22 protein-coding genes are annotated in these 18,696 nt (G+C 64.5%); 10 read left to right on the top strand and 12 right to left on the bottom strand.

Going from position 1 to position 18,696, the window contains the following annotated elements:
• Positions 1-84: 84 nt before the first annotated feature.
• Together ACYG9Z_RS20985 and ACYG9Z_RS20980 are read right to left on the bottom strand one after the other, a co-directional pair.
• On the bottom strand, positions 85-753 hold the full coding sequence (locus tag ACYG9Z_RS20985) for a GntR family transcriptional regulator (RefSeq protein ID WP_023732118.1): 669 nt from the start codon (positions 751-753) through the stop codon (positions 85-87).
• Positions 754-840: 87 nt separating this feature from the next.
• Positions 841-1,857 (bottom strand): polyprenyl synthetase family protein, encoded by a 1,017-nt coding sequence (locus ACYG9Z_RS20980; protein ID WP_023668471.1) that lies wholly within the window; start codon positions 1,855-1,857, stop codon positions 841-843.
• A 221-nt stretch (positions 1,858-2,078) separates the two neighbouring features.
• Here ACYG9Z_RS20980 and ACYG9Z_RS20975 point away from each other — a divergent pair, with 221 nt between their 5' ends.
• From ACYG9Z_RS20975 to ACYG9Z_RS20945, 7 genes are all read left to right on the top strand, one after another.
• A complete protein-coding gene (locus ACYG9Z_RS20975; RefSeq protein WP_023692106.1) occupies positions 2,079-2,303 on the top strand; it encodes a putative signal transducing protein in 225 nt (74 codons plus the stop codon).
• Positions 2,303-3,097 (top strand): tRNA1(Val) (adenine(37)-N6)-methyltransferase, encoded by a 795-nt coding sequence (locus tag ACYG9Z_RS20970; protein WP_031244180.1) that lies wholly within the window; start codon positions 2,303-2,305, stop codon positions 3,095-3,097. Before ACYG9Z_RS20975 ends, ACYG9Z_RS20970 begins: the two co-directional genes overlap by 1 nt.
• Before the next feature lie 120 nt (positions 3,098-3,217).
• On the top strand, positions 3,218-4,075 hold the full coding sequence (locus ACYG9Z_RS20965; protein WP_023687110.1) for a S49 family peptidase: 858 nt from the start codon (positions 3,218-3,220) through the stop codon (positions 4,073-4,075).
• Positions 4,076-4,147: 72 nt separating this feature from the next.
• Positions 4,148-4,333 (top strand): membrane protein, encoded by a 186-nt coding sequence (locus ACYG9Z_RS20960; protein ID WP_023668475.1) that lies wholly within the window; start codon positions 4,148-4,150, stop codon positions 4,331-4,333.
• A gap of 26 nt (positions 4,334-4,359) precedes the next feature.
• Complete coding sequence (locus tag ACYG9Z_RS20955; protein ID WP_023747562.1) at positions 4,360-5,253, top strand: 4-(cytidine 5'-diphospho)-2-C-methyl-D-erythritol kinase; 894 nt, start codon at positions 4,360-4,362, stop codon at positions 5,251-5,253.
• Positions 5,240-5,794 (top strand): molybdenum cofactor biosynthesis protein B, encoded by a 555-nt coding sequence (moaB, locus tag ACYG9Z_RS20950; protein ID WP_023732120.1) that lies wholly within the window; start codon positions 5,240-5,242, stop codon positions 5,792-5,794. Before ACYG9Z_RS20955 ends, moaB begins: the two co-directional genes overlap by 14 nt.
• 124 nt (positions 5,795-5,918) lie before the next feature.
• Positions 5,919-6,350, top strand: a complete 432-nt coding sequence (locus ACYG9Z_RS20945; RefSeq protein ID WP_023709898.1) for a GFA family protein — start codon at positions 5,919-5,921, stop codon at positions 6,348-6,350.
• Here ACYG9Z_RS20945 and ACYG9Z_RS20940 read toward each other — a convergent pair.
• Entirely contained in the window at positions 6,340-7,314 is a 975-nt protein-coding gene (locus ACYG9Z_RS20940) for a hypothetical protein (protein WP_023709899.1), read from the bottom strand. The genes ACYG9Z_RS20945 and ACYG9Z_RS20940 overlap by 11 nt on opposite strands.
• Before the next feature lie 252 nt (positions 7,315-7,566).
• Positions 7,567-8,070, bottom strand: coding sequence for a glycosyltransferase (locus tag ACYG9Z_RS20935; RefSeq protein WP_023687105.1), 504 nt, complete (start codon positions 8,068-8,070; stop codon positions 7,567-7,569).
• 150 nt (positions 8,071-8,220) lie between these two features.
• Here ACYG9Z_RS20935 and ACYG9Z_RS20930 point away from each other — a divergent pair, with 150 nt between their 5' ends.
• Both ACYG9Z_RS20930 and ACYG9Z_RS20925 read left to right on the top strand, forming a co-directional pair.
• Positions 8,221-9,375 carry a PA0069 family radical SAM protein gene (locus ACYG9Z_RS20930; RefSeq protein WP_023684378.1) on the top strand — a complete coding sequence of 385 codons (1,155 nt, stop codon included), beginning with the start codon at positions 8,221-8,223 and terminating at the stop codon, positions 9,373-9,375.
• Between the two features lie 154 nt (positions 9,376-9,529).
• Positions 9,530-10,228: a ribonuclease HII gene (locus ACYG9Z_RS20925; protein WP_023687104.1), complete on the top strand. Its 699-nt coding sequence runs from the start codon at positions 9,530-9,532 to the stop codon at positions 10,226-10,228.
• 216 nt (positions 10,229-10,444) lie between these two features.
• Here ACYG9Z_RS20925 and ACYG9Z_RS20920 read toward each other — a convergent pair whose 3' ends face one another.
• The 7 genes from ACYG9Z_RS20920 to ACYG9Z_RS20890 form a co-directional block, all read right to left on the bottom strand.
• Positions 10,445-10,936, bottom strand: coding sequence for a F0F1 ATP synthase subunit B (locus ACYG9Z_RS20920; RefSeq protein WP_023668483.1), 492 nt, complete (start codon positions 10,934-10,936; stop codon positions 10,445-10,447).
• A gap of 10 nt (positions 10,937-10,946) precedes the next feature.
• Positions 10,947-11,546 carry a F0F1 ATP synthase subunit B gene (locus ACYG9Z_RS20915; RefSeq protein ID WP_023668484.1) on the bottom strand — a complete coding sequence of 200 codons (600 nt, stop codon included), beginning with the start codon at positions 11,544-11,546 and terminating at the stop codon, positions 10,947-10,949.
• Between the two features lie 91 nt (positions 11,547-11,637).
• Positions 11,638-11,862 carry a F0F1 ATP synthase subunit C gene (locus ACYG9Z_RS20910; protein ID WP_006206606.1) on the bottom strand — a complete coding sequence of 75 codons (225 nt, stop codon included), beginning with the start codon at positions 11,860-11,862 and terminating at the stop codon, positions 11,638-11,640.
• A gap of 66 nt (positions 11,863-11,928) precedes the next feature.
• A complete protein-coding gene (locus tag ACYG9Z_RS20905) occupies positions 11,929-12,687 on the bottom strand; it encodes a F0F1 ATP synthase subunit A (protein WP_023668485.1) in 759 nt (252 codons plus the stop codon).
• Positions 12,688-12,752: 65 nt separating this feature from the next.
• Positions 12,753-13,145, bottom strand: coding sequence for an AtpZ/AtpI family protein (locus ACYG9Z_RS20900; RefSeq protein ID WP_023668486.1), 393 nt, complete (start codon positions 13,143-13,145; stop codon positions 12,753-12,755).
• A gap of 265 nt (positions 13,146-13,410) precedes the next feature.
• Complete coding sequence (locus ACYG9Z_RS20895; RefSeq protein ID WP_023752598.1) at positions 13,411-14,595, bottom strand: cell wall hydrolase; 1,185 nt, start codon at positions 14,593-14,595, stop codon at positions 13,411-13,413.
• A 136-nt stretch (positions 14,596-14,731) separates the two neighbouring features.
• Positions 14,732-16,027, bottom strand: coding sequence for an MFS transporter (locus ACYG9Z_RS20890; RefSeq protein WP_023752597.1), 1,296 nt, complete (start codon positions 16,025-16,027; stop codon positions 14,732-14,734).
• 117 nt (positions 16,028-16,144) lie between these two features.
• Here ACYG9Z_RS20890 and ACYG9Z_RS20885 point away from each other — a divergent pair, with 117 nt between their 5' ends.
• Positions 16,145-17,053 carry a LysR substrate-binding domain-containing protein gene (locus ACYG9Z_RS20885; RefSeq protein ID WP_023752596.1) on the top strand — a complete coding sequence of 303 codons (909 nt, stop codon included), beginning with the start codon at positions 16,145-16,147 and terminating at the stop codon, positions 17,051-17,053.
• A 188-nt stretch (positions 17,054-17,241) separates the two neighbouring features.
• Here the strand turns inward: ACYG9Z_RS20885 and der are convergent, their stop codons facing one another.
• A complete protein-coding gene (gene der / locus ACYG9Z_RS20880; protein ID WP_460222844.1) occupies positions 17,242-18,672 on the bottom strand; it encodes a ribosome biogenesis GTPase Der in 1,431 nt (476 codons plus the stop codon).
• Between the last annotated feature and the right edge of the window lie 24 nt (positions 18,673-18,696).

Genomic DNA, 18,696 nt, shown 5'->3' with positions numbered 1-18,696 from the left:
CCCTTGCGGGGGAGATGTCCGGCAGGACAGAGGGGGGTGTGAAGGATCGCTACGCGCGGAATCCGACGACTTGTCCCTTCGTCCCTACCCGACGATGGCAAACGCTTCGCGCATCTTGCCCGACGCGGTCTTGACCGGTTTCTGGCCGATCCACTGGACGTGCCGGCCAAGCGTGGCCGCGGCCGATTCGGTGTTGCCTTGCCGCAGCGCGCTCAGGATCGCGCGATGATCCTGGTCGGTGCGGATTTCCCATTCCGAGCGCCAGGCGGCGAACAGGAAGCGGGCGCTTGCGGCGTGCAAATCGTCGATGGTGGCGATGAGCCGCGGCATGCCGCAGGGCGCCAGGATCAGCCGGTGGAAGGTGCGGTTGGCCTCCTCCCAAGAGCGGACATCGCGGGATTTGTCGCCGGCCTTTGTGGCTTCTTCGGCAAGATTGAGAATGGAAGCCGTCAGATGCGGCGCGGCATGGCGCAGCGCCAGCACTTCGAGGGCTGCGCGCATTTCGGCGACTTCCCTGACTTCGCCGAGGTCGAAGGCGGCGACGCGTACGCCCCGCCTGGGCTCACTGGCCGCCAGCCCTTGCGCCTCTAGGCGCCGAAAGGCCTCGCGCACCGGGACATGGCTGGTCTGGAATTCCTCGGCGATGTGATCCTGCCGCAGCCGGGCGCCGGGTTCGATCGCACCCGATATGATGCGATCCGCCAGCACCTTGCTGATGCGCATGGCGATGGTGTCGTCTGCGGTCTTTGCCATGTTTTATAGATAATTTGCACTGCTGCCGATTGTCGAGCGGTGATTGCCCGATTTTGCATGCAAACTTTCTTTGGCGCCAGGCGCGGATCAGTTCACCCGGCTGATGCAGAAGTCGATGACGTCGATCAGCGCCGATTTCTGCGGCGTCGCCTCCAGCGGCGCCAGCGCGTCACGGGCGATCTCGCCGAAATGGCGGGCGCGTCCGATGGTGTCGGCAATGGCGCCATGGCGGGTCATCAGGCCGATGGCCTTTTCCAGTCCGGCATCGTCGGTGACATTGTCCTCGATGGCGCGCTTCCAGAAGGTGCGCTCGGCCTTGGTGCCGCGCCGGTAGGCGAGGATGACCGGCAGCGTAACCTTGCCTTCGCGGAAATCGTCGCCGACATTCTTGCCCAGCTCCTGGCTGGAGCCGCCATAATCCAGCGCATCGTCGATGAGCTGGAAGGCAAGGCCGAGATTCATGCCGTAGGAGCGCAATGCGGCGCGATCGTTGCGCGTCGCCGATGCGATGACCGGACCGACCTCGGCGGCAGCCGAGAACAGCGCCGCGGTCTTGGCCTTGATGACGGCGAAATGCTCGTCCTCGGTGGTATCGAGGTTCTTGGCGGCCGCCAGCTGCATCACCTCGCCCTCGGCGATGATCGAGGCGGCGCTGGACAGGATGTCGAGCGCTTCCAGCGAACCGACATCGACCATCATGCGAAAAGCCTGGCCGAGCAGGAAATCGCCGACCAGCACGCTCGCCTGGTTGCCCCAGATCATGCGGGCAGTCTTTTTGCCGCGCCGCATGCCGCTCTCGTCGACGACGTCGTCATGGAGCAGCGTGGCGGTGTGCATGAACTCGACCGCGGTGGCGAGCTTGACGTGGCCCTCGCCGGAATAGCCGAACATCTGGGCCGCCGCGAGCGTCAGCATGGGACGCAGCCTTTTGCCGCCCGACGAGATCAGATGATTGGCGACCTCCGGGATCATCTCGACGTCGGAGCCGGCCTTGGACAGGATCAGTTTGTTGACGCGCCCCATATCGGCTGCTGTCAGGTCGATGAGATCCTTGATGGAGGCGGGTTCCCGCTTCCCGTTTTCGATGTTGAGAACGACACCCACCAACAAACACTCCCGTCTTTGATCACGCGTGCGACGGCACCCTGGTCCCGCCTGGGACTCTAGGGCGGCACATACGGGCACGGCAAGAGGCGAATTGGCGCGGCTGCGGTGACGGCGTGTCAACCTTAGCGACCGCATGCCGTTGCCCGAAAACCGCTCCACACTTTTCGGCGCCATGCTCCAGCGTTTACATCAACGCTGCAACCTGCGAACTTCGTCCGATGATAGAACTCGTGCGCACCAACGATGCCGTGATCATCTCCTTTGTCGAATCGCTGATGCGCGATGCCGGGATTGCCTGCTTCGTCGCCGACCAGAACATGAGCATTCTCGAAGGGTCGATCGGTCTTTTGCAGAAGCGCGTCATGGTCGATGCCGACCAGGCCGATCAGGCGCGGCGCATCTTGAAAGACGCCGGCATCGAGAACGAAATCCGCCAGACATAATGGCTGAAGCGAGCGCGCTTACCAGCGATACGCCGGCCCATACGGTCGATGCCTTCCATCGCGGCCGCTTCTGGCTGGTCCAGCCCAGGACAGGGCATCGCGCCGGGATGGATGCCATGATGCTGGCGGCAGCAGTTCCATCCGGCTTTGCTGGACGCCTCGCCGATTTCGGCGCCGGCGCCGGTGCGGCGGGTCTTGCCGTGCTGTCGCGCTGCCCAGAGGCGCAGGTCGTGCTCGTCGAACGGTCGACCGAGATGGCAGGCTTCGCCACAACCACGCTCGCCCATCCCGGCAATGCGCATCTCGGCAATCGCGCCTCGGTGCTGACCGCCGACGTCACGCTGTCGGGCCGGGCGCGGACGCAAGCCGGCCTTGCCGACAATTCCTTCGATTTCGTCATCATGAACCCGCCCTTCAACGCGGCGCAGGACCGCGCCACGCCAGATCCGCTGCGGCGGCAAGCGCATGTCATGGACGACGGGCTGTTCGAGAGCTGGATCCGAAGTGCGGCTGCCGTCGCCAAGCCGCGCGGGGGCCTGGCCGTCATTGCGCGGCCGGAACAGCTTGGCGACCTCCTCGATGCGCTGTCGGGCCGCTTCGGCGACGCCGAGATGCTGGCCGTGCATCCGCGCCCGGAAGCAGCCGCAATCCGCATTGTGGTCAGGGCAGCGCTCGGCGCGCGCGGCAAGCTGTCGATCCGCCCGCCTTTGATGCTGCATGGGCAAACGGGCGACGGCCCGTCGGAACGAACCGAGATGATCAACAACGAACTGGCGTCGCTGTTTGGCGATTGATTTAGGCCCGTCAGTGTCGTTGCCGCAAAACCGGCACACAGTTGGCTGAGATGGATTGCAGCATTGCCGTTGACCGGCAAATCCCTACATGCGTTGAAGCCATTTGGAGACAGCCACCTCGTGAAACGCCTTTTCAACCGCCTGCTGCCGAAATCCTGGCGATCCAGCGTCGTCACCATTCCCGTCATCAGGCTGCATGGCACCATCATGGCCGGCGGCGGCCCGTTCCGGCCGAGCCTGTCCTTGGCGTCCACCGCCGCCCTCATCGAAAAGGCGTTCCTGTTCGATGCGCCCGCCGTCGCCATTTCAATCAATTCGCCTGGCGGCTCGCCGGTGCAGTCGCGGCTGATCTTCAAGCGCATCCGCGACCTCGCGGTCGAGAAGAACAAAAAGGTGCTGGTCTTTGTCGAGGATGTGGCGGCCTCGGGCGGCTACATGATCGCGGTCGCCGGCGACGAGATCTTTGCCGATCCGTCCTCCATCGTCGGTTCGATTGGTGTCGTCTCGGCCTCGTTCGGCTTTCCCGAGTTGATGAAGAAGATCGGTGTCGAGCGCCGTGTCCACACCGCCGGCCAGAACAAGGCGGTGCTCGACCCGTTCAAGCCGGAGAAGAGGGAAGACGTCGAGCGCCTGAAGGCGCTGCAGCTGGAAGTGCACGAGACCTTCATCGACCTGGTCAGGGAACGCCGTGGCACCAAGCTGAAGGACGATCCGGACCTGTTCACCGGCCTGTTCTGGACCGGCAAGAAAGGGCTGGAGCTTGGCCTCGTCGATGCGTTGAGCGACATGCGCACGGTACTGAAAACCCGCTTCGGCGCGAAAACCCAGCTCAGGCTGGTCACCGCGCCGCGTGGCCTGTTTGGCCGCATCGGCCTGTTCGGCTCGAACTTTTCAGCGCCCGATATTGCCGCCGCCGCCGCAAGGGGCGTGATCGATGCGGCGGAAGAGCGCGCATTGTGGGCGCGCTTCGGGCTTTGAAAAAGCGGGGAAAGCGTCTAGCATGAGCGCTTGACAGTCTGCCTTGCCGTCTTGCGAGGGAGGAGCTTTGAAATGCCACAGATCATTTTCTTCGCAGTTGTCGGCGCCGCCGCTTATTTCGGCTACCGCACCTTCGTCCGCGAGGCCGAACGTGTGACCGCCAAGGTGCGGCGCACCGAAAAGCAGGCAGCCAACGGCACCAACGGCACGCTGGTCCAGGATCCCAAGACCGGCGAATACCGCCTGGCCAAGGACTGAGCATCATCCCGTCAGCAGCCGACAGTTTGGATGCCGCAGCCCGGACGTGGCTTGCGCCCGCCAAGATAAATCTGGCGCTGCACGTCACCGGCAAGCGCGCCGACGGCTACCATCTGCTCGAGAGCCTGGTCGTTTTCACCCGCTTCGGCGACAGGGTCGAGATCGAGCCTGCCGACGCCGACCGGTTCTCCGTATCGGGCCGTTACGCGACTTCCGTGCCGATCGACGACAGCAATCTGGTGGTGAAGGCGCGCGAGGCGCTGCGCAGGCAGGCCGGCCAGCAGAGCACGCCGCCGGTTGCCATCCGGCTGGAAAAGAACCTGCCGATCGCATCCGGCGTCGGCGGCGGCTCAAGCGACGCGGCGGCGGTATTGCAGGGTCTTGTCCGGACCTGGGGGCTCGACATCGGCGAGGCCGAACTGAGCCGGATCGGTCTCACGCTCGGCGCCGACGTGCCGATGTGTCTTGCGGCAAAACCGCTGGTTGCGCGTGGCGTCGGCGACGAGCTGTCGCTGGTGCCGGATTTTCCGGCGCTCGCTTTGGTGCTGGTCAATCCCGGCGTCGCCGTCTCGACGCCTGATGTGTTCAACGCACTTGAGAAACGCGACAATGAGGGATTGCCGCCGCTGCCGCGTGCATTTGACTTCCACAGTGTCCGCAACTGGCTGGAGATCACCCGCAACGATCTCGAACCGGCGGCGCAGGCGATCCAGCCGCCCATCGGCCGAGCGCTTTCCCTGCTGAACAGGGCCGGATCTGGATTCTCGCGCATGTCGGGCTCCGGCGCGACATGCTTCGGACTGTTCGAGACCGGCAATGTCGCCAAGCGCGCCGCCGCCGAGATCCGCAGCCGCGAACCGGAGTGGTTTGTCGCCGCGACACGAAGCATCGCTTCAGAGGGGGCCGATGACCAAAATTGACGAAAGCCGCCCCTTCATCCCGGTGCGCATCGCGGTGCTGACGGTGTCCGATACGCGCAGCCTTGCCGACGACAAATCAGGGCGGACGCTGGCCGATCGCATCGTCGAGGCCGGCCATGTCCTGGCCGCGCGCGACATCGTCACCGACGACCGGGAGAAAATCCGCGACAAGGTGCTGGGCTGGTCGCGCGACGAAGACATCGATGTCGTCATCACCACCGGCGGCACCGGTTTTACCGGCCGCGACGTGACGCCGGAGGCGCTGGAGCCGATCTTCGAGAAGCGCATGGATGGCTTTTCCGAAGTGTTCCACCGCATTTCCTACGACAAGATCGGCACCTCGACAGTGCAGAGTCGGGCGACGGGCGGCGTCGTCAACGCCACCTTCGTCTTCGTGCTGCCGGGCTCGCCCGGCGCCTGCAGGGACGCCTGGGACGGCATCCTGAAACCGCAGCTCGACTACCGCCACATGCCCTGCAACTTCGTCGAGATCATGCCGCGCCTGGACGAGCATTTGCGGCGCGGCAAGGCCGCCTCGTAAACCAAGGCAAAGCCGGCCAAGTGCTGCCTTTGTCAGGCAGAATGGCGGCTGCGCCTTCGAGAGGTCATTTCCTCCGGGTCGTCGGGCGGATAGTCTGTCGCCAAGTCAAGACGGAAGAGATCCAATGAGCGCGCACCGCGGCGGCTGCCATTGCGGCAACATCCACCTGACGTTCGAAACGGGAATCGAGCCGGCCGAGGTGGAGATCCGCGCCTGCCAGTGCGCGTTCTGTGTCCGGCATGGTTCGCGCGCCGCTGCCGATCCGCAGGGCCGATTGATCGTCTCGGTCGAGGACGAGGCGCGGCTGCACCGATACCGGTTCGGATTGCGCACCGCCGATTATCTCATCTGCCGGGACTGCGGCGTCTATGTCGCTGCTGTGACCACCGACGGCGAACCGAGAGCGATCGTCATCGTCAATGCGCTGGATGACCGGCCGCGGTTCAACCGCGAGCCGGTCCCAATGGACTATGATGCCGAGAACAAAGAGGGTCGCATTGCCCGGCGGCAAGCGCGCTGGATGCCGGTCGAGATCCGCTCCGGCGTCAGCGGATGACCGGCTCGCCGTGGAAGCGGCGGCGCGAGGGCGGCGAGACGCCGAAGCCGACCTCCATCATCAGCCGTGGCGTGGTGGACGGCACGGTGCCCATGTGGAAGCCGAACGGGTCCTCGACGAAGCCGAGGCCGGCCTCGCCGGTCAGCGTGACCGGGCTGTCGTCGCCATAGACCTTGAGCACGTCTTGCGCCGGATGGCCGACCAGCAGCGTCAGCTGGTGCTTGAGGCTGCGCCTGTTGTGGCTGGCTTTGACATAGACATGCGGGCCGGTGCCGGCATCGCAGGGCTTGAGATAGAAGAAGAATTTCAGCATCCGCCAGTCGTCGAGATCGAAATGATATTTGCCGAGCGAGGCAAGGTTCTTGTCGGCGTCGGAAGCCTCGCCGGTCGGAAAGCTCCACCAGACACGCGTGGTGATCAGCTTTGCCTGCCCGCCCAGATAGTGCTGGGCGATGTCGAGCAGCAGCGGGTCGTTCTGGATGGCGAGTGCCGCCTTGCAGCCGAGGATGCGCTCGAAATAGTGTCCGCTGAGCAAAGAGCGGCCGAACCGCTTCTCGGCTTCTGCGTGTTCTCCGGGCATGAATTCGAGCCGGCGGTCGAAATTGCCGAAGCACGGCGTGCTCTGAGCAAAGCTGGCGATCTCTTCGTGGATTGCCTGCGGAAGGACCAGTCCGGAGAACAGGCCATCGGCGCGCAGCGCCGCGACGATCGACTTGAGGTCGACGCCCCTGAACATCGTCGCTCCGGCACTCTGCGCGGGGCGCGCGGCTTTGGCGCCAAGCCAGTGCAGTTTGCGCGCCGGCATGGTGCGGGCAAGCACGAACATCGGCAGCCATGCGGGATTTTCGCGCAGGTCGGACAGATAGGTCGGGATACGCACCGCAATGCGGCGGAGCAGGCTGCCGTTGCGGGCAATGGCTTCCAGACTGGGGGCGCCGGATTTGTCAGGGGACGAAAGGTTCATCGGGGTCCTCAGATATGAACGGCAGCAACGACGACGCGGCGCTTGCTTACCGCTCCGGCACTACCCAAACCCCGATATCCCGCATCAACGGAATGCTAATCCCGCGTCAGCTTTTGTGCAATGCACAATAGCTTTTTGCGGCGAAAAAGAGGGATGGTGCTGCGACCGTGCCAATGCGGATGAGACGCCGACGCTGCCCCTCATCCGCCCTTCGGGCACCTTCTCCCCGTGAACGGGGAAAAGGAAGAAACATCACTTCTTCGGCGCCAGCCAGATTTCGGCGTCGAGCCGCCTGGTGGCGAGACCGCGCGCAAGGGCTTCGGCGCTGTGCGCGTTCTTCGACAGGGCAGCGGCCTGGCGCTTGCTGATGACCAGCCCTTCGGCCAGCGCCCGGTTGCCCGAAAACACCCGTGACAGGAACGGCGTGCGGCTGCCGCGCGCACGGCAAAAGCGCGCCGGCATGGTTTGCCGCGCCGTGTGAGCGACAACGTCGTCGATCCAGCCCTCCGCCAGCCTTGCGCCGGGTTCCAGAAACAGCAGCCAGTCACCCTTCGCCTGCCTGATTCCCGCGGCAATGCCGCCGGCCACGAAGTGGCAGCCGGCATGATCGGCAACCCGATGCGTCTGGTCGGTCGAGCCGGTGTCGCAGACGATGACATCGCGCACCACGCCCTCGACCGCGCCGCCGATCAACGAGGCGAGCGTGCGGGCAAGGCCTTCTTCGTCATCCCGGGTTTCGATGAGAACGCTGAGCATTTTTAGCCGAATAGCGGAAAGCCCGGCGCAGCGCCAGTTTTGCATGGCCCAACGAAAAAGTTCTTGCTTTGTTCTCATCAGCGAAATAGGATTATTTTCATGAACAGAGCGATTCGACAGCCAGCCGACAGTCCTTGGGAAAGGGCCAAAATGGAACATATCGTGCGTGCGGACATTGCTGCTTTCGGAGCAGGGCGAGCCGAGATGGCCAATGCGATGATCGAACAGAGCGGCATGCGCGTCCGTCCGGATCGCAACCGCGGCCGTTCCGCGGGCATCAACCCGTCCGGCCGGTTCGAGCCGGTCAGCCGGCATGTGTTCGACGACGGCTGGAATTCGCTGGAGGAATTGCCGCCGTTCAAGACCGAAGTGCAGGTCGAGAAGCCGCGCACCATCATCACCCGCAACGAATCGCCCGACATTTCCTTCGACCGCTCGATCAACCCCTATCGCGGCTGCGAGCATGGCTGCGTCTATTGTTTCGCCCGGCCGACGCATTCCTTCATGGGCCTGTCGCCGGGGCTGGATTTCGAAGCGAAGCTGTTTGCCAAGCCGGATGCGGCGCGGCTGCTCGACAAGGAACTGTCGAAGGATGGCTATCAGCCGCGCACCATCGCGATCGGCACCAACACCGATCCCTACCAGCCGATCGAGAAACAATACCGGATCATGCGCGAGATCCTCGAAGTGCTGGAGGCGCGCGGCCATCCGGTCGGCATCGTCACCAAATCCCATCTGGTGACGCGCGACATCGACATCTTGTCGCGCATGGCCGAACGGGGCTTGGCCAAGGTGGCGCTGTCGGTGACGACGATGGACCGCATGCTGGCGCGCACCATGGAGCCACGCGCGTCGACGCCGACCAAGCGGCTTGAGGCAATCCGGCAGCTTTCCGATGCCGGCATCCCGGCCTCTGTCATGGTGGCGCCGATCATTCCCGGCCTGACCGACCAGGAGATGGAGCGCATCCTCGATTCGGCACGCGCCGCAGGCGCCCGCGAGGCCGGCTATGTCATCCTGCGCCTGCCGCTCGAGGTGGCGCCGATCTTCAAGGACTGGCTGCTGCGCCATTATCCCGACCGCTACCGGCACGTGATGTCGCTGATCCGTTCGATGCGCGACGGCAAGGACTATGATTCGGAATGGGGCAAGCGGATGAAAGGCGCCGGCCCCTATGCCTGGCAGATCGGCCGGCGCTTCGAGATCACGGCCAAGCGGCTCGGCCTCAACGCCGAGCGGCGCACCCTCCGAACCGACCAGTTTGTCGCCGCCGCCAAGGCGACCGAGCAGCTGATGCTGCTCTGAGAGTAGCGCCTGCCCTGCCCTCGTGGTTGGCAGGCGACCCAAGAATCCCGTCCGGCCTGTCCCCCGGCCTGCAGACGGTGCCCTCCCGGTCTTGCCCCACTCGACCCTGGAGGGACTTGCGGAGAATCGGAGCCGATGCGAACCTCGCCGCAACATGGCTCGCGCGCGTTCCGATTCTCCGCTTCTTTTAGAAATCGTCGAAAAGCCCGACTTCTCCTTCGAGACGAAGGCGATGGCTGAAGGCCTGTGGCCGGTGGCAGGCATGGACGAGGCCGGCCGCGGTCCGCTGGCCGGGCCGGTGGTGGCGGCGGCGGTGATCCTCGATCCCGCCAACATTCCCGACGGGCTAGACGATTCCAAACGGCTCAACCATTTGCAGCGCGAGGCGCTGTTCCTGAAAATCCTGGGGTCAGCGCTCGGCGTGTCGATGGCCTCGGTCAGCGCCGAAGGCATTGACGGCAGCAATATCCTCAAGGCCAGCCTGGAAGCCATGCGCCGCGCCCTTGCCGGCCTGCCGATCCAGGCGAAGCTGGCGCTGGCCGATGGCCGCGATGTGCCGCCGGGCCTCCTCTGCGAAGGCCGCGCGCTGATCAAGGGCGACCAGCGCTCGCAATCGATCGCCGCCGCCTCGATCGTCGCCAAGGTGATGCGCGACCGCATGATGTGCGGCTGCGGCAGCCACCACGAACGCTACGGGTTCGAAGTCCACATGGGCTACGCCACCGTGCGGCACCGCACCGCGATCGAAGCGCATGGTCCGGTGGCAAGGCTGCACCGGGCGTCATTCGCGCCGTTCAGGCTGGGTGGAGTTGAGGTGGTTGAGGAAGAAGGGTTTGTCGGGTTGGACAGCTAATCTCCCCCCTTGAGGGGGAGATGGCCGGCAGGCCAGAGGGGGGTCGCCGCGCGTGAAGCGCCAGCCCTTCTTCGCAGCAGAATGCGTCGCGCCCGGTCGCACCGACCCCCTCTGTCGCCTTTGGCGACATCTCCCCCTCAAGGGGGGAGATTGTCCGCGCTCAACAAAAAAGCCGCCAGGTTGCCCGGGCGGCTTGATGTCAGCGAGTTACCCCGCTCAGTTCAGCCTGGCCTTCACGTCCTGCAGCGCGGACTTGAACAGGTCGGCGCCGGCCTTGGCGTCGATCTTGCCGGCAAGCAGCGTGCGGGCCGCCTCGACGGCGATGTCGACGGCGCTGGCGCGCACTTCGGCGACGGCTTCGCGCTCGGCCTGGCCGATCTTCTGCTCGGCAAGCGCGGTGCGGCGGGTGACATAGTCTTCGGTCTTCTTGTGCGCCTCGGCGGCAAGCATGTCGGCCTCGCGCTTGGCGGCAGCGACGATGGCTGCGGCCTCCTGCTCTGCTTCCTTGCGCTTCTTCTGGTATTGGCCGAGCAGTTGCTGGGCCTCTTCGCGCAACCGGCGGGCTTCCGCAAGCTCGTCGCTGATCTTGGTCGCACGGGCGTCGAGCGACTTGGCGATCAGGCCTGGCACCTTGATGTAAACGGCAACGCCGAGGAAAATGACGAGGGCAACTGTTGCCCAGAGCGTTGCGAGAGATGTGGCGTCCATGATGTGCTCCTCACCGGGCCACGGATTTGACCGCAGCCGAGATCTCGGCCTTGCTCGTCTTGCCGCCGACAAGCGCATCGACGATGGCTGAAGCGGTGTCCTCGGCAATCGTGCCGACTTCCTTCATGGCGTTGGCCTTGATGGAAGCAATGCTGGCCTCGGCCTCGCCGAGCTTCTTGTCGAGGGCGGCCTCGACCTTCTTGCGGGCAGCCTCGGCTTCAGCCTTGGCAGCGTCGTTGGCCTGCTGGCCTATCGCGTTGGCCTTGGCCTTGGCTTCCGCAAGTTCCTGCTCGTAAGCGGCAACGGCGGCGTCGGCCTCGCCCTTCAGCCTGGCGGCCTGGTCGAGGTCCTGCGTGATGCGATCGCTGCGGACGTCGATGATGCCGCCAAGGCGCGGCATCACCACCTTCTTCAGGAACAGATAGAACAGCCCGAACGTGATCGCCAGCCACAGAAGCTGGGACGGAAACGTCGCCGGATCGAATGGCGGGAACGTGCCGTGCGCCTCGGCAGGCACGCCGGCGCCGGAATGCGTGCCGCCTTCCGTACCGGTATGGGCGCCTTCAGCGGCGGGTGCGGACTCTTGCGCAAACGCAGATGTCACGAACATGGACTATCCCCTGATATCAGGCATGGCCGCAGGAATGCGGCCAGCCAATTCTTCCCAATGCTCGTCCGACCGATATTGGCCGAACAGGGGCTCAGCCGAACAGGGCGAGAAGCGCGATGAGAAGCGAGAAAATGCCCAGAGCTTCGGTCACGGCGAAGCCGAAAATCAGGCGGCCGAACTGGCCATCGGCGGCCGACGGATTGCGCAGGGCGCCCGCCAGGTAGCTGCCGAAGATGTTGCCGAGGCCAATGCCCGCGCCGCCCATGCCCAGGCAAGCGATACCGGCGCCGATGTACTTTGCTGCTTCTGCGTCCATTTTAAACTCCTTTGGATCTGTAATTCGTTGCAATTCCATCCGGCGAAAGATGCCGGAAATTCTAGGTCAGTGCCCGGGATGCAGGGCGTCGTTCAGATACATGCAGGTCAGCACCGCAAAGACGTAGGCCTGCAGGAAAGCGACCAGCAATTCCAGCGCGGTCAGCGCGACTGCCATGGCCAGCGGCAACACCGAACCGGCAACGCCGACGGCGCCGAGCGCGCTCAGGCTGACGACGAAGCCCGAAAACACCTTCAGTGTGATGTGGCCGGCCAGCATGTTGGCGAACAGACGAACCGAGAGGCTGACCGGGCGCGACACGAAGGAGATCACTTCGATCAGCACCACCAGTGGCAGCAGGAACACCGGAACGCCATGCGGCACGAAGAGCTTGAGGAAACCCAGACCGTGCTTCGTGAAGCCGTAGACAACGACGGTTCCGATCACCAGGGCTGCGAGGCCGAAGGTGACGATGATGTGGCTGGTGACGGTGAAGAAGTACGGGAAAAGGCCAAGCAGGTTGGCGACCAGTACGAACATGAACAACGAGAACACGAAGGGGAAGAACTTCATGCCCTGCGTTCCGGCGGCGTCGCGCAGCATGTTGGAGACGAACTCGTAGCCCATTTCCGAAACCGACTGCAGGCGCCCGGGAACAAGGCTGCGGCTGGAGGTCGAGAGGTACAGAAACGCCGATGCGACGAGCACGGTCGCGACCATGAACAGGGACGAATTGGTGAAGGACAGGTCATAGCCTCCGATATTGATCGGAATCAGCTTGACGATATGGAACTGGTGGATCGGATCGACCTTGTCAGCAGCCATTTACATCCCCGTCAAAACCGCGAGCGGCCTTAAGTGTCCTTGTGCGCCATTGGCGGCGCGCCATTTCATTCTTTCGGATCGTGCGACTTCTCGCTTTTTCCGAATTCCGCCACAACACCTGACGAACGCAGGACATTGAGCACGCCGGCGCCAAAGCCCAGCAACAAGCCGACGACCAGACCCCATGGCGAGGTTCCCGCCACGCGATCCAGAAACCAGCCAAGGCCCACACCCACCACTATCCCGGCGATGAACTCGCTGGACAGCTTGAGCGCCTGGCCATATCCGGCCGTCGCTTTCGCGCCGTCATTCCCCTCGAGCTGATCCGGCCGTCTTGTCGCAAGCGATGCTCCAAGCTCACGCCGGCGGCGTTCGAGATCTTCGTCGCGGATGTCGGCCTCGTGCTTGCTGCCGCGGCCGGTTTCTCCGGTTCCGTCTGGCCCGTTCTTGTCGGCCATCGTAACCCCCCTGCCCGGTCAGACCGTCACCGTCCGTCCGCTTCTAAAGTCGCCGGCAACATAGTTAGAGGGTTTGCGCCCGTCAAGCCACGGGCGGGACTTCAAAGCCATGTATTTTTTCTATTGGAATCAACCACTTGGCGAGGTGCGACATCGTGCCCGGCACTATCGGGTCGGCACATGCCCCGAATCCGTCCGGCGACCGCTGTCCGATTTCGGCTTCCAGGGCCTTTGCGGTTCGTTTGCGACAGGCAAGCCGAAGGGCTCAGCTCCAGCCGCCGCCATACGTGCGGTAGAAGATATGCAGGCCGATCTTGGTCATCTTCTGCATCGTGCGCGCCCAGCCCGGATGGACATAGTTGGCGTAGTAATGGGTCGATGAGCCGACTTCGGGAATGAAGATCTTGCCGGCGGTGACCGCCATCGCGACGTCCTGCGCGGTCTTGTAGTGGGCGGGGCTCTCGATGCGCTTCTTGCGGCCGTCGCAGGCGAAGGAGAACTGGCAGCGGTTCAGCCAGTTGTCGTTCTGGTAGACGACGCCGCAAATCGAGTTCGGATAGGCCGGATTGCGGACTCGGTTCAGAATGACCTGCGCGACGGCGGCCTGGCCGCGCACGGATTCGCCGCGCGCCTCGAAATAGATGCCGTTGGCAAGGCAGGCCTGCTCCTTCGTGGAGAAGACGCTGGCCGGCAGCGGGTTCTGGATCCACGAATGATCGCCCTTGGCCATCGGCGGAATGAAGCGCCCGCTGCTCGGCTCCTCGTCCTGCAGCAGCGCTTCGAAGGGCGAGGCCTTGGCGTAATCTGGTTCGGCCTGGGCATAGGCGGTGGCCAGCACGTCCGGTCTGTCATTGTTGACGAGGGCGGCAAGCATGGCCGGCACGCCGGGATCGGGCTTCTTGTCCACATTGGTGTGGAAGGCCTGGGCGATCTGGATTTCCTTGCCCTTGATGCCGGGCTTGGCGAAGGCGAGCTTCAGGCCGCTGTCCATGCTCGGCCGCAGCAGCGAGGACGTGCGCTGAAAGATCGAGCCGGCATTGAAGTTCTTCGGCGGCGCCACCGGCGAGACCTGGATGATGCGGCCCTTCTTGTCGGCGCGCATGATGCGGTCCTCGTCGGGCGTGATGCCGGCGACATTGCCCTTGCCGCGAAACGAGACCTTGCCGACGCCGGGCAGGCGCACGCCCGAGCCCGAGAGCGAACCGGTGGTGACGGAATCGATGAAAGGCATTTCGGCGGCATGAACCGAGCCGGCGACGGAGCGCTCGACATAAGAGTTCCAGCGGGTGCCCGAAGCTTCGAGGCCGGAAATCAAGCTGCCCATGTCCTGGTAGGCGACGACGGTCGGAAAGCCGATCCAGATGCCGAGCCCGATGACCAATGGCGATAGGAAGGAACGTTTTTTCTCACCGGCGGCGGCGGCCAGCCGCTTCAGGACACGTCGATGCACGGGGAACTCTCCAGAAACGCCACTGAGCCACTGGAGAGCCAAAGTGAAGCATTAACCTTGATGCGGGGTTAACGCGGTTGATCGTGTTTTTCCGAAGCGGCCCGAAATGGGACGCCGTTTGCCGACCGGCAACCCGTCAGTTCGGCCGCAGGAAAATTGGCCATGCAATCAAGGCGCAGAGCGCGCCCACCAGCCAGACGCCAGGCCACGACCAGATGAGCAGCAATGCCGGAATGGCGGTCGGCACCACGAAGAAGGCGATGAAGACGAAGCTGTTGGCAAGACCGAGCGCGGTTCCGGCGCGGCTGGCGCCGGCAAGCGTGGCGAGTTCGGTGTAGGCGACGCCATGCCAGGCGGAGACCGAAATGCCGGCAACGACCAGCAGCACGGCGATCGCCAGGATCAACGCGGCATGGGCGTCTGGCGTGGCTCCTGCCGCCAGGACCAGCAGGCCGACGGCCGCGAAGCCAAGCGCGCTCGTCATGCTGCAGAGGCGCAGGAACCAGCGGCGGTTGCCATGGCGGTCGGTGAAGCGGCCGCTCCAGACGCGCATCACCATCGCGCCGGTCTGCACCGCGGCAAGGCTGGCGCTGATCGTGAGCGTGGCCATGCCGGCGAAATCGTGCAGGAAGACGGAGGCGAAGGTGAGCACCGCCACTTGCGGAAAGCAGAGCAGGCCGATGGCGGTGGCGATGCGCCAGACCTCGACATTGCGCAGCGGCGCCGGACCGCCCGACTTTGCCATGGCCATGCTGCCGGCATTGTCCAGTTCCGGCGGCTGGTGCAGCCATCGCCAGGCAAACAGCGCAGAGACGGCGTTCATGGCGGCCAGCAGCCCGAAGACCGCCGCGAAACCGTGCACCGATGCCAGCGACGGCAGGACCAGCGCGCCGAGCCCGCCGCCGAGCGGCACCGCGGTCTGCCTGATGCTCATGGCAAAGCCACGTTCGCCTTCGTGGAACCAGGCCATGATGGCGCGGCCGCTGGAACCGTTGACGCTGCCGCCGAGCAGGCCGGTGACCAGAAGGCATGCGGCCAGCATTGCGACGCCAGGCACATAGGTCACTGAGGGCACGATGAACAACGCCATCAGGGCGAGCCACGCCGCGGTCGCACCAAGGCCGGTCAATAGCACGCCGCGATCGCCCCAGCGGTCGGTGAGCAGACCCCAGGGCAGTTCGCTCAAGGCAACGCCCAGTCCGAGAAGACCGAGGACCAGGCCGAGATTGCCATTGCTCAAGTGATAGCCCGACCGCAGAAACACCGCCGCCGCCGGTATGCCGGCGAAGGTGGCGGAGAAACTGGCATTGGCGGCAACGCCGATGCCAAGCACCTTCCAGCGATGATTGGCGCGAAATCGTTCAGCCTTCGACGTGACGGCGGCGGCTCGGCCAACCCGGCCTGGCTCACAATTTGCGTCGGCAATCGACATGGCGGGACTCCTGTTGATGCCCTTTCCGGACCTTGACGCCTCGTCTTTACCGCCATAACTTCATCCCGAATATCGGTAAGTTTTTGACAATTGTTCCCGAAAAACAGGATCGTTGTGATGCGCCGCGTAACCTTCGACCTCGATGTCCTCCGAAGCTTCGTCACCGGCATGGAACTCGGCAGCTTCGCCAAGGCCGCCGACCGGCTTGGACGCTCGACCTCGGCGGTGAGCGCGCAACTGAAGAAGTTGGAGGACCAGGCGGCGACGCCGATCTTCCGCAAGTCGGGCCGCGGACTGGCGTTGACCGAAGCCGGCGAAACCATGCTCGGCTATGCCAGGCGGCTGCTCGAGTTGAACGACGAGGCGGCCTCGGCCATCCACGACGTGGAACTGGAAGGCTGGGTCAGGCTCGGCCTGCAGGAGGATTTCGGCGAGGCGGTGCTGCCGGAGGTGCTCGGACGCTTCGCCCGCGCGCACCCCAAGGTCAAGATCGAGGCGCGGATCGGGCGCAGCTATGAACTCGCCGAGCGGATCACATCAGGCAATCTCGACATTGCGCTGGCCTGGGACAGCGGCCAGGCGCTGCCTTACAGCCGGCATGTCGGCGACGCGCAATTGCGCTGGATCGGGCCGGCAAAGCTGATCGAGACCAGGCTACGCGAGGGCGAGGCACTGCCGCTGGTGGCGCTGGAAGCGCCATGCCTGCTGCGCACAGTGACGACGGAAACGCTCGACCGCGCCGGCCTGCCATGGCGGATGGCCTTCTCCAGCCCCAGCCTTGGCGGCATCTGGGCGGCGGTCGCCGCCGGCCTCGGCCTGACCATCCGCACGGATATCGGCCTGCCGGCCAATGTCAGGACGATGGCACCGCAAACGTTGGGCTTACCCGCGCTGCCAACCATGGCGCTGGTGATGCACCAGAAAGACGCCGAACTGGACCCGGTGGCGACGCGGCTGGCGGATATTTGGTGGCACGCGGCGGTGGCGGCGCTGCCGCAGGACGAGCGGTTGAGAGAGGTCGCTTAGACGCGGTGATCACCCGGTGTCGCGTTCCGTCACACCCCCCTCTGTCCTGCCGGACATCTCCCCCTCAAGGGCCCTCAAGGGGGGAGATTGCTGTCATCAACGCTTTCGCCAATTTTTGATCTTGCCCGGCAGGGCAGAGGGGGGTGCTGCCCCGCCAATCTTGCGGAGAATTTCGCAACCGTCACCGCTCACTTGCGCTTGTTCGCTCTCCCCGCGAACGGGTTGTCCGAAGTCCGCAGCGCTATCCTGATCGGCACGCCGGGCATGTCGAAGGCTTCGCGCAGGCTGTTGGAGAGGTAGCGGACATAGGATTGCGGCATCGCGTCGGGCCGCGAGCACTGGACGACGAAACCCGGCGGCCGGGTCTTGGCCTGGGTGACGTATTTGACCTTGAGCCGGCGGCCGGCGACGGCGGGTGGCGGGTGATGCGCCAGAATGCTTTCCAGCCAACGGTTGAGCTTGCCGGTGGAAACGCGGCTGTTCCACACCTTGTGCGTCTTGATGACGGCATCCATCAGCTTGTCGAGGCTGCGCCCGGTCTCGGCCGAAACGGTCACCGCCTGGATGCCGCGCACCTGCGGCAAAAGCCGTGTGGTCTTTTCGCGCAGTTCCGCCAGCAGTCCCTGCGGATTGTCGATCAGGTCCCATTTGTTGAAGGCGATGACCGGCGCCCTGCCTTCGCGGATGATCAGGTCGGCGATCTGCAGGTCCTGCTTCTCGAACGGGATGGTGGCGTCGAGCACGATGATGACGATCTCGGCAAAGCGGATGGCGCGCAGGCCGTCCTGCACCGACATCACTTCCAGCTTCTCGTGGATCCTGGCCTTGCGCCGCATGCCGGCAGTGTCGAACAGTTTTAGGCGACGGCCATGCCAGTCCCAGTCGACGGAGATGGAATCGCGGGTGATGCCGGCTTCCGGGCCGGTCAACAGCCGCTCCTCGCCGATCAGCGCGTTGATCAGCGTCGACTTGCCGGCATTGGGCCGGCCGACGACGGCAATGCGCATCGGCTTGGTGTCGTCATAGGCGGGTTCGGCGTCGGGATCGGTGATGTCCTCGCCGATCAGCACCTCGCTGGCGGCGACGTCCTCGGCCTCATCTTCTTCCTCGCCGAAGGCGCGGTCTTTGCCCAGCGCCTTGATCACCGCGTCGCGCAGATCGGGCATGCCCTGGCCATGCTCGGCCGAGACTGGGATCGGCTCGCCCAAGCCCAGTTCCCAGGCTTCCAGCATGCCGCCCTGGGCGCCCTTGGCCTCGGCCTTGTTGGCGACCAGCACGACCGGCTTGCCGGACTTGCGCACGATTTCGGCAAAGGTCCGGTCGTCGGGCAGCAGGCCGGACTTGGCGTCGATGGTGAAGAAGATCAGGTCGGCCTCGCGGATGGCGATCTCGGTCTGCGCGCGCATGCGGCCGGGCAGCGTCGAAGCGGCGGCGTCCTCGAAGCCGGCGGTGTCGATGACATCGAAATGCAAATCGTAGAGTTTTGCCGCGTGGACGCGACGGTCGCGGGTGACGCCCGGCGTGTCGTCGACAAGCGCCAGCTTCCGTCCCACAAGCCGGTTGAAAAGCGTCGATTTGCCGACATTGGGACGGCCGATAATGGCGACTTTGAAGCTCATCCGGCCCTACAATCCGTCATCCAT

It is taken from the genome of Mesorhizobium sp. RSR380A (assembly GCF_054719385.1).
Note: the sequence above shows the minus strand (reverse complement) of the source record. Positions and strands in the feature narration are given on the sequence as shown.

Bases quoted from the DNA above. Each gene is read 5' to 3' on its own strand.
- ACYG9Z_RS20985 (WP_023732118.1), bottom strand. From the start codon at position 753: ATGGCAAAGACCGCAGACGACACCATCGCCATGCGCATCAGCAAGGTG.
- ACYG9Z_RS20975 (WP_023692106.1), top strand. From the start codon at position 2,079: ATGATAGAACTCGTGCGCACCAACGATGCCGTGATCATCTCCTTTGTC.
- ACYG9Z_RS20970 (WP_031244180.1), top strand. From the start codon at position 2,303: ATGGCTGAAGCGAGCGCGCTTACCAGCGATACGCCGGCCCATACGGTC.
- ACYG9Z_RS20960 (WP_023668475.1), top strand. From the start codon at position 4,148: ATGCCACAGATCATTTTCTTCGCAGTTGTCGGCGCCGCCGCTTATTTC.
- moaB (WP_023732120.1), top strand. From the start codon at position 5,240: ATGACCAAAATTGACGAAAGCCGCCCCTTCATCCCGGTGCGCATCGCG.
- ACYG9Z_RS20945 (WP_023709898.1), top strand. From the start codon at position 5,919: ATGAGCGCGCACCGCGGCGGCTGCCATTGCGGCAACATCCACCTGACG.
- ACYG9Z_RS20940 (WP_023709899.1), bottom strand. From the start codon at position 7,314: ATGAACCTTTCGTCCCCTGACAAATCCGGCGCCCCCAGTCTGGAAGCC.
- ACYG9Z_RS20935 (WP_023687105.1), bottom strand. From the start codon at position 8,070: ATGCTCAGCGTTCTCATCGAAACCCGGGATGACGAAGAAGGCCTTGCC.
- ACYG9Z_RS20930 (WP_023684378.1), top strand. From the start codon at position 8,221: ATGGAACATATCGTGCGTGCGGACATTGCTGCTTTCGGAGCAGGGCGA.
- ACYG9Z_RS20925 (WP_023687104.1), top strand. From the start codon at position 9,530: ATGGCTCGCGCGCGTTCCGATTCTCCGCTTCTTTTAGAAATCGTCGAA.
- ACYG9Z_RS20920 (WP_023668483.1), bottom strand. From the start codon at position 10,936: ATGGACGCCACATCTCTCGCAACGCTCTGGGCAACAGTTGCCCTCGTC.
- ACYG9Z_RS20915 (WP_023668484.1), bottom strand. From the start codon at position 11,546: ATGTTCGTGACATCTGCGTTTGCGCAAGAGTCCGCACCCGCCGCTGAA.
- ACYG9Z_RS20910 (WP_006206606.1), bottom strand. From the start codon at position 11,862: ATGGACGCAGAAGCAGCAAAGTACATCGGCGCCGGTATCGCTTGCCTG.
- ACYG9Z_RS20905 (WP_023668485.1), bottom strand. From the start codon at position 12,687: ATGGCTGCTGACAAGGTCGATCCGATCCACCAGTTCCATATCGTCAAG.
- ACYG9Z_RS20900 (WP_023668486.1), bottom strand. From the start codon at position 13,145: ATGGCCGACAAGAACGGGCCAGACGGAACCGGAGAAACCGGCCGCGGC.
- ACYG9Z_RS20890 (WP_023752597.1), bottom strand. From the start codon at position 16,027: ATGTCGATTGCCGACGCAAATTGTGAGCCAGGCCGGGTTGGCCGAGCC.
- ACYG9Z_RS20885 (WP_023752596.1), top strand. From the start codon at position 16,145: ATGCGCCGCGTAACCTTCGACCTCGATGTCCTCCGAAGCTTCGTCACC.
- der (WP_460222844.1), bottom strand. From the start codon at position 18,672: ATGAGCTTCAAAGTCGCCATTATCGGCCGTCCCAATGTCGGCAAATCG.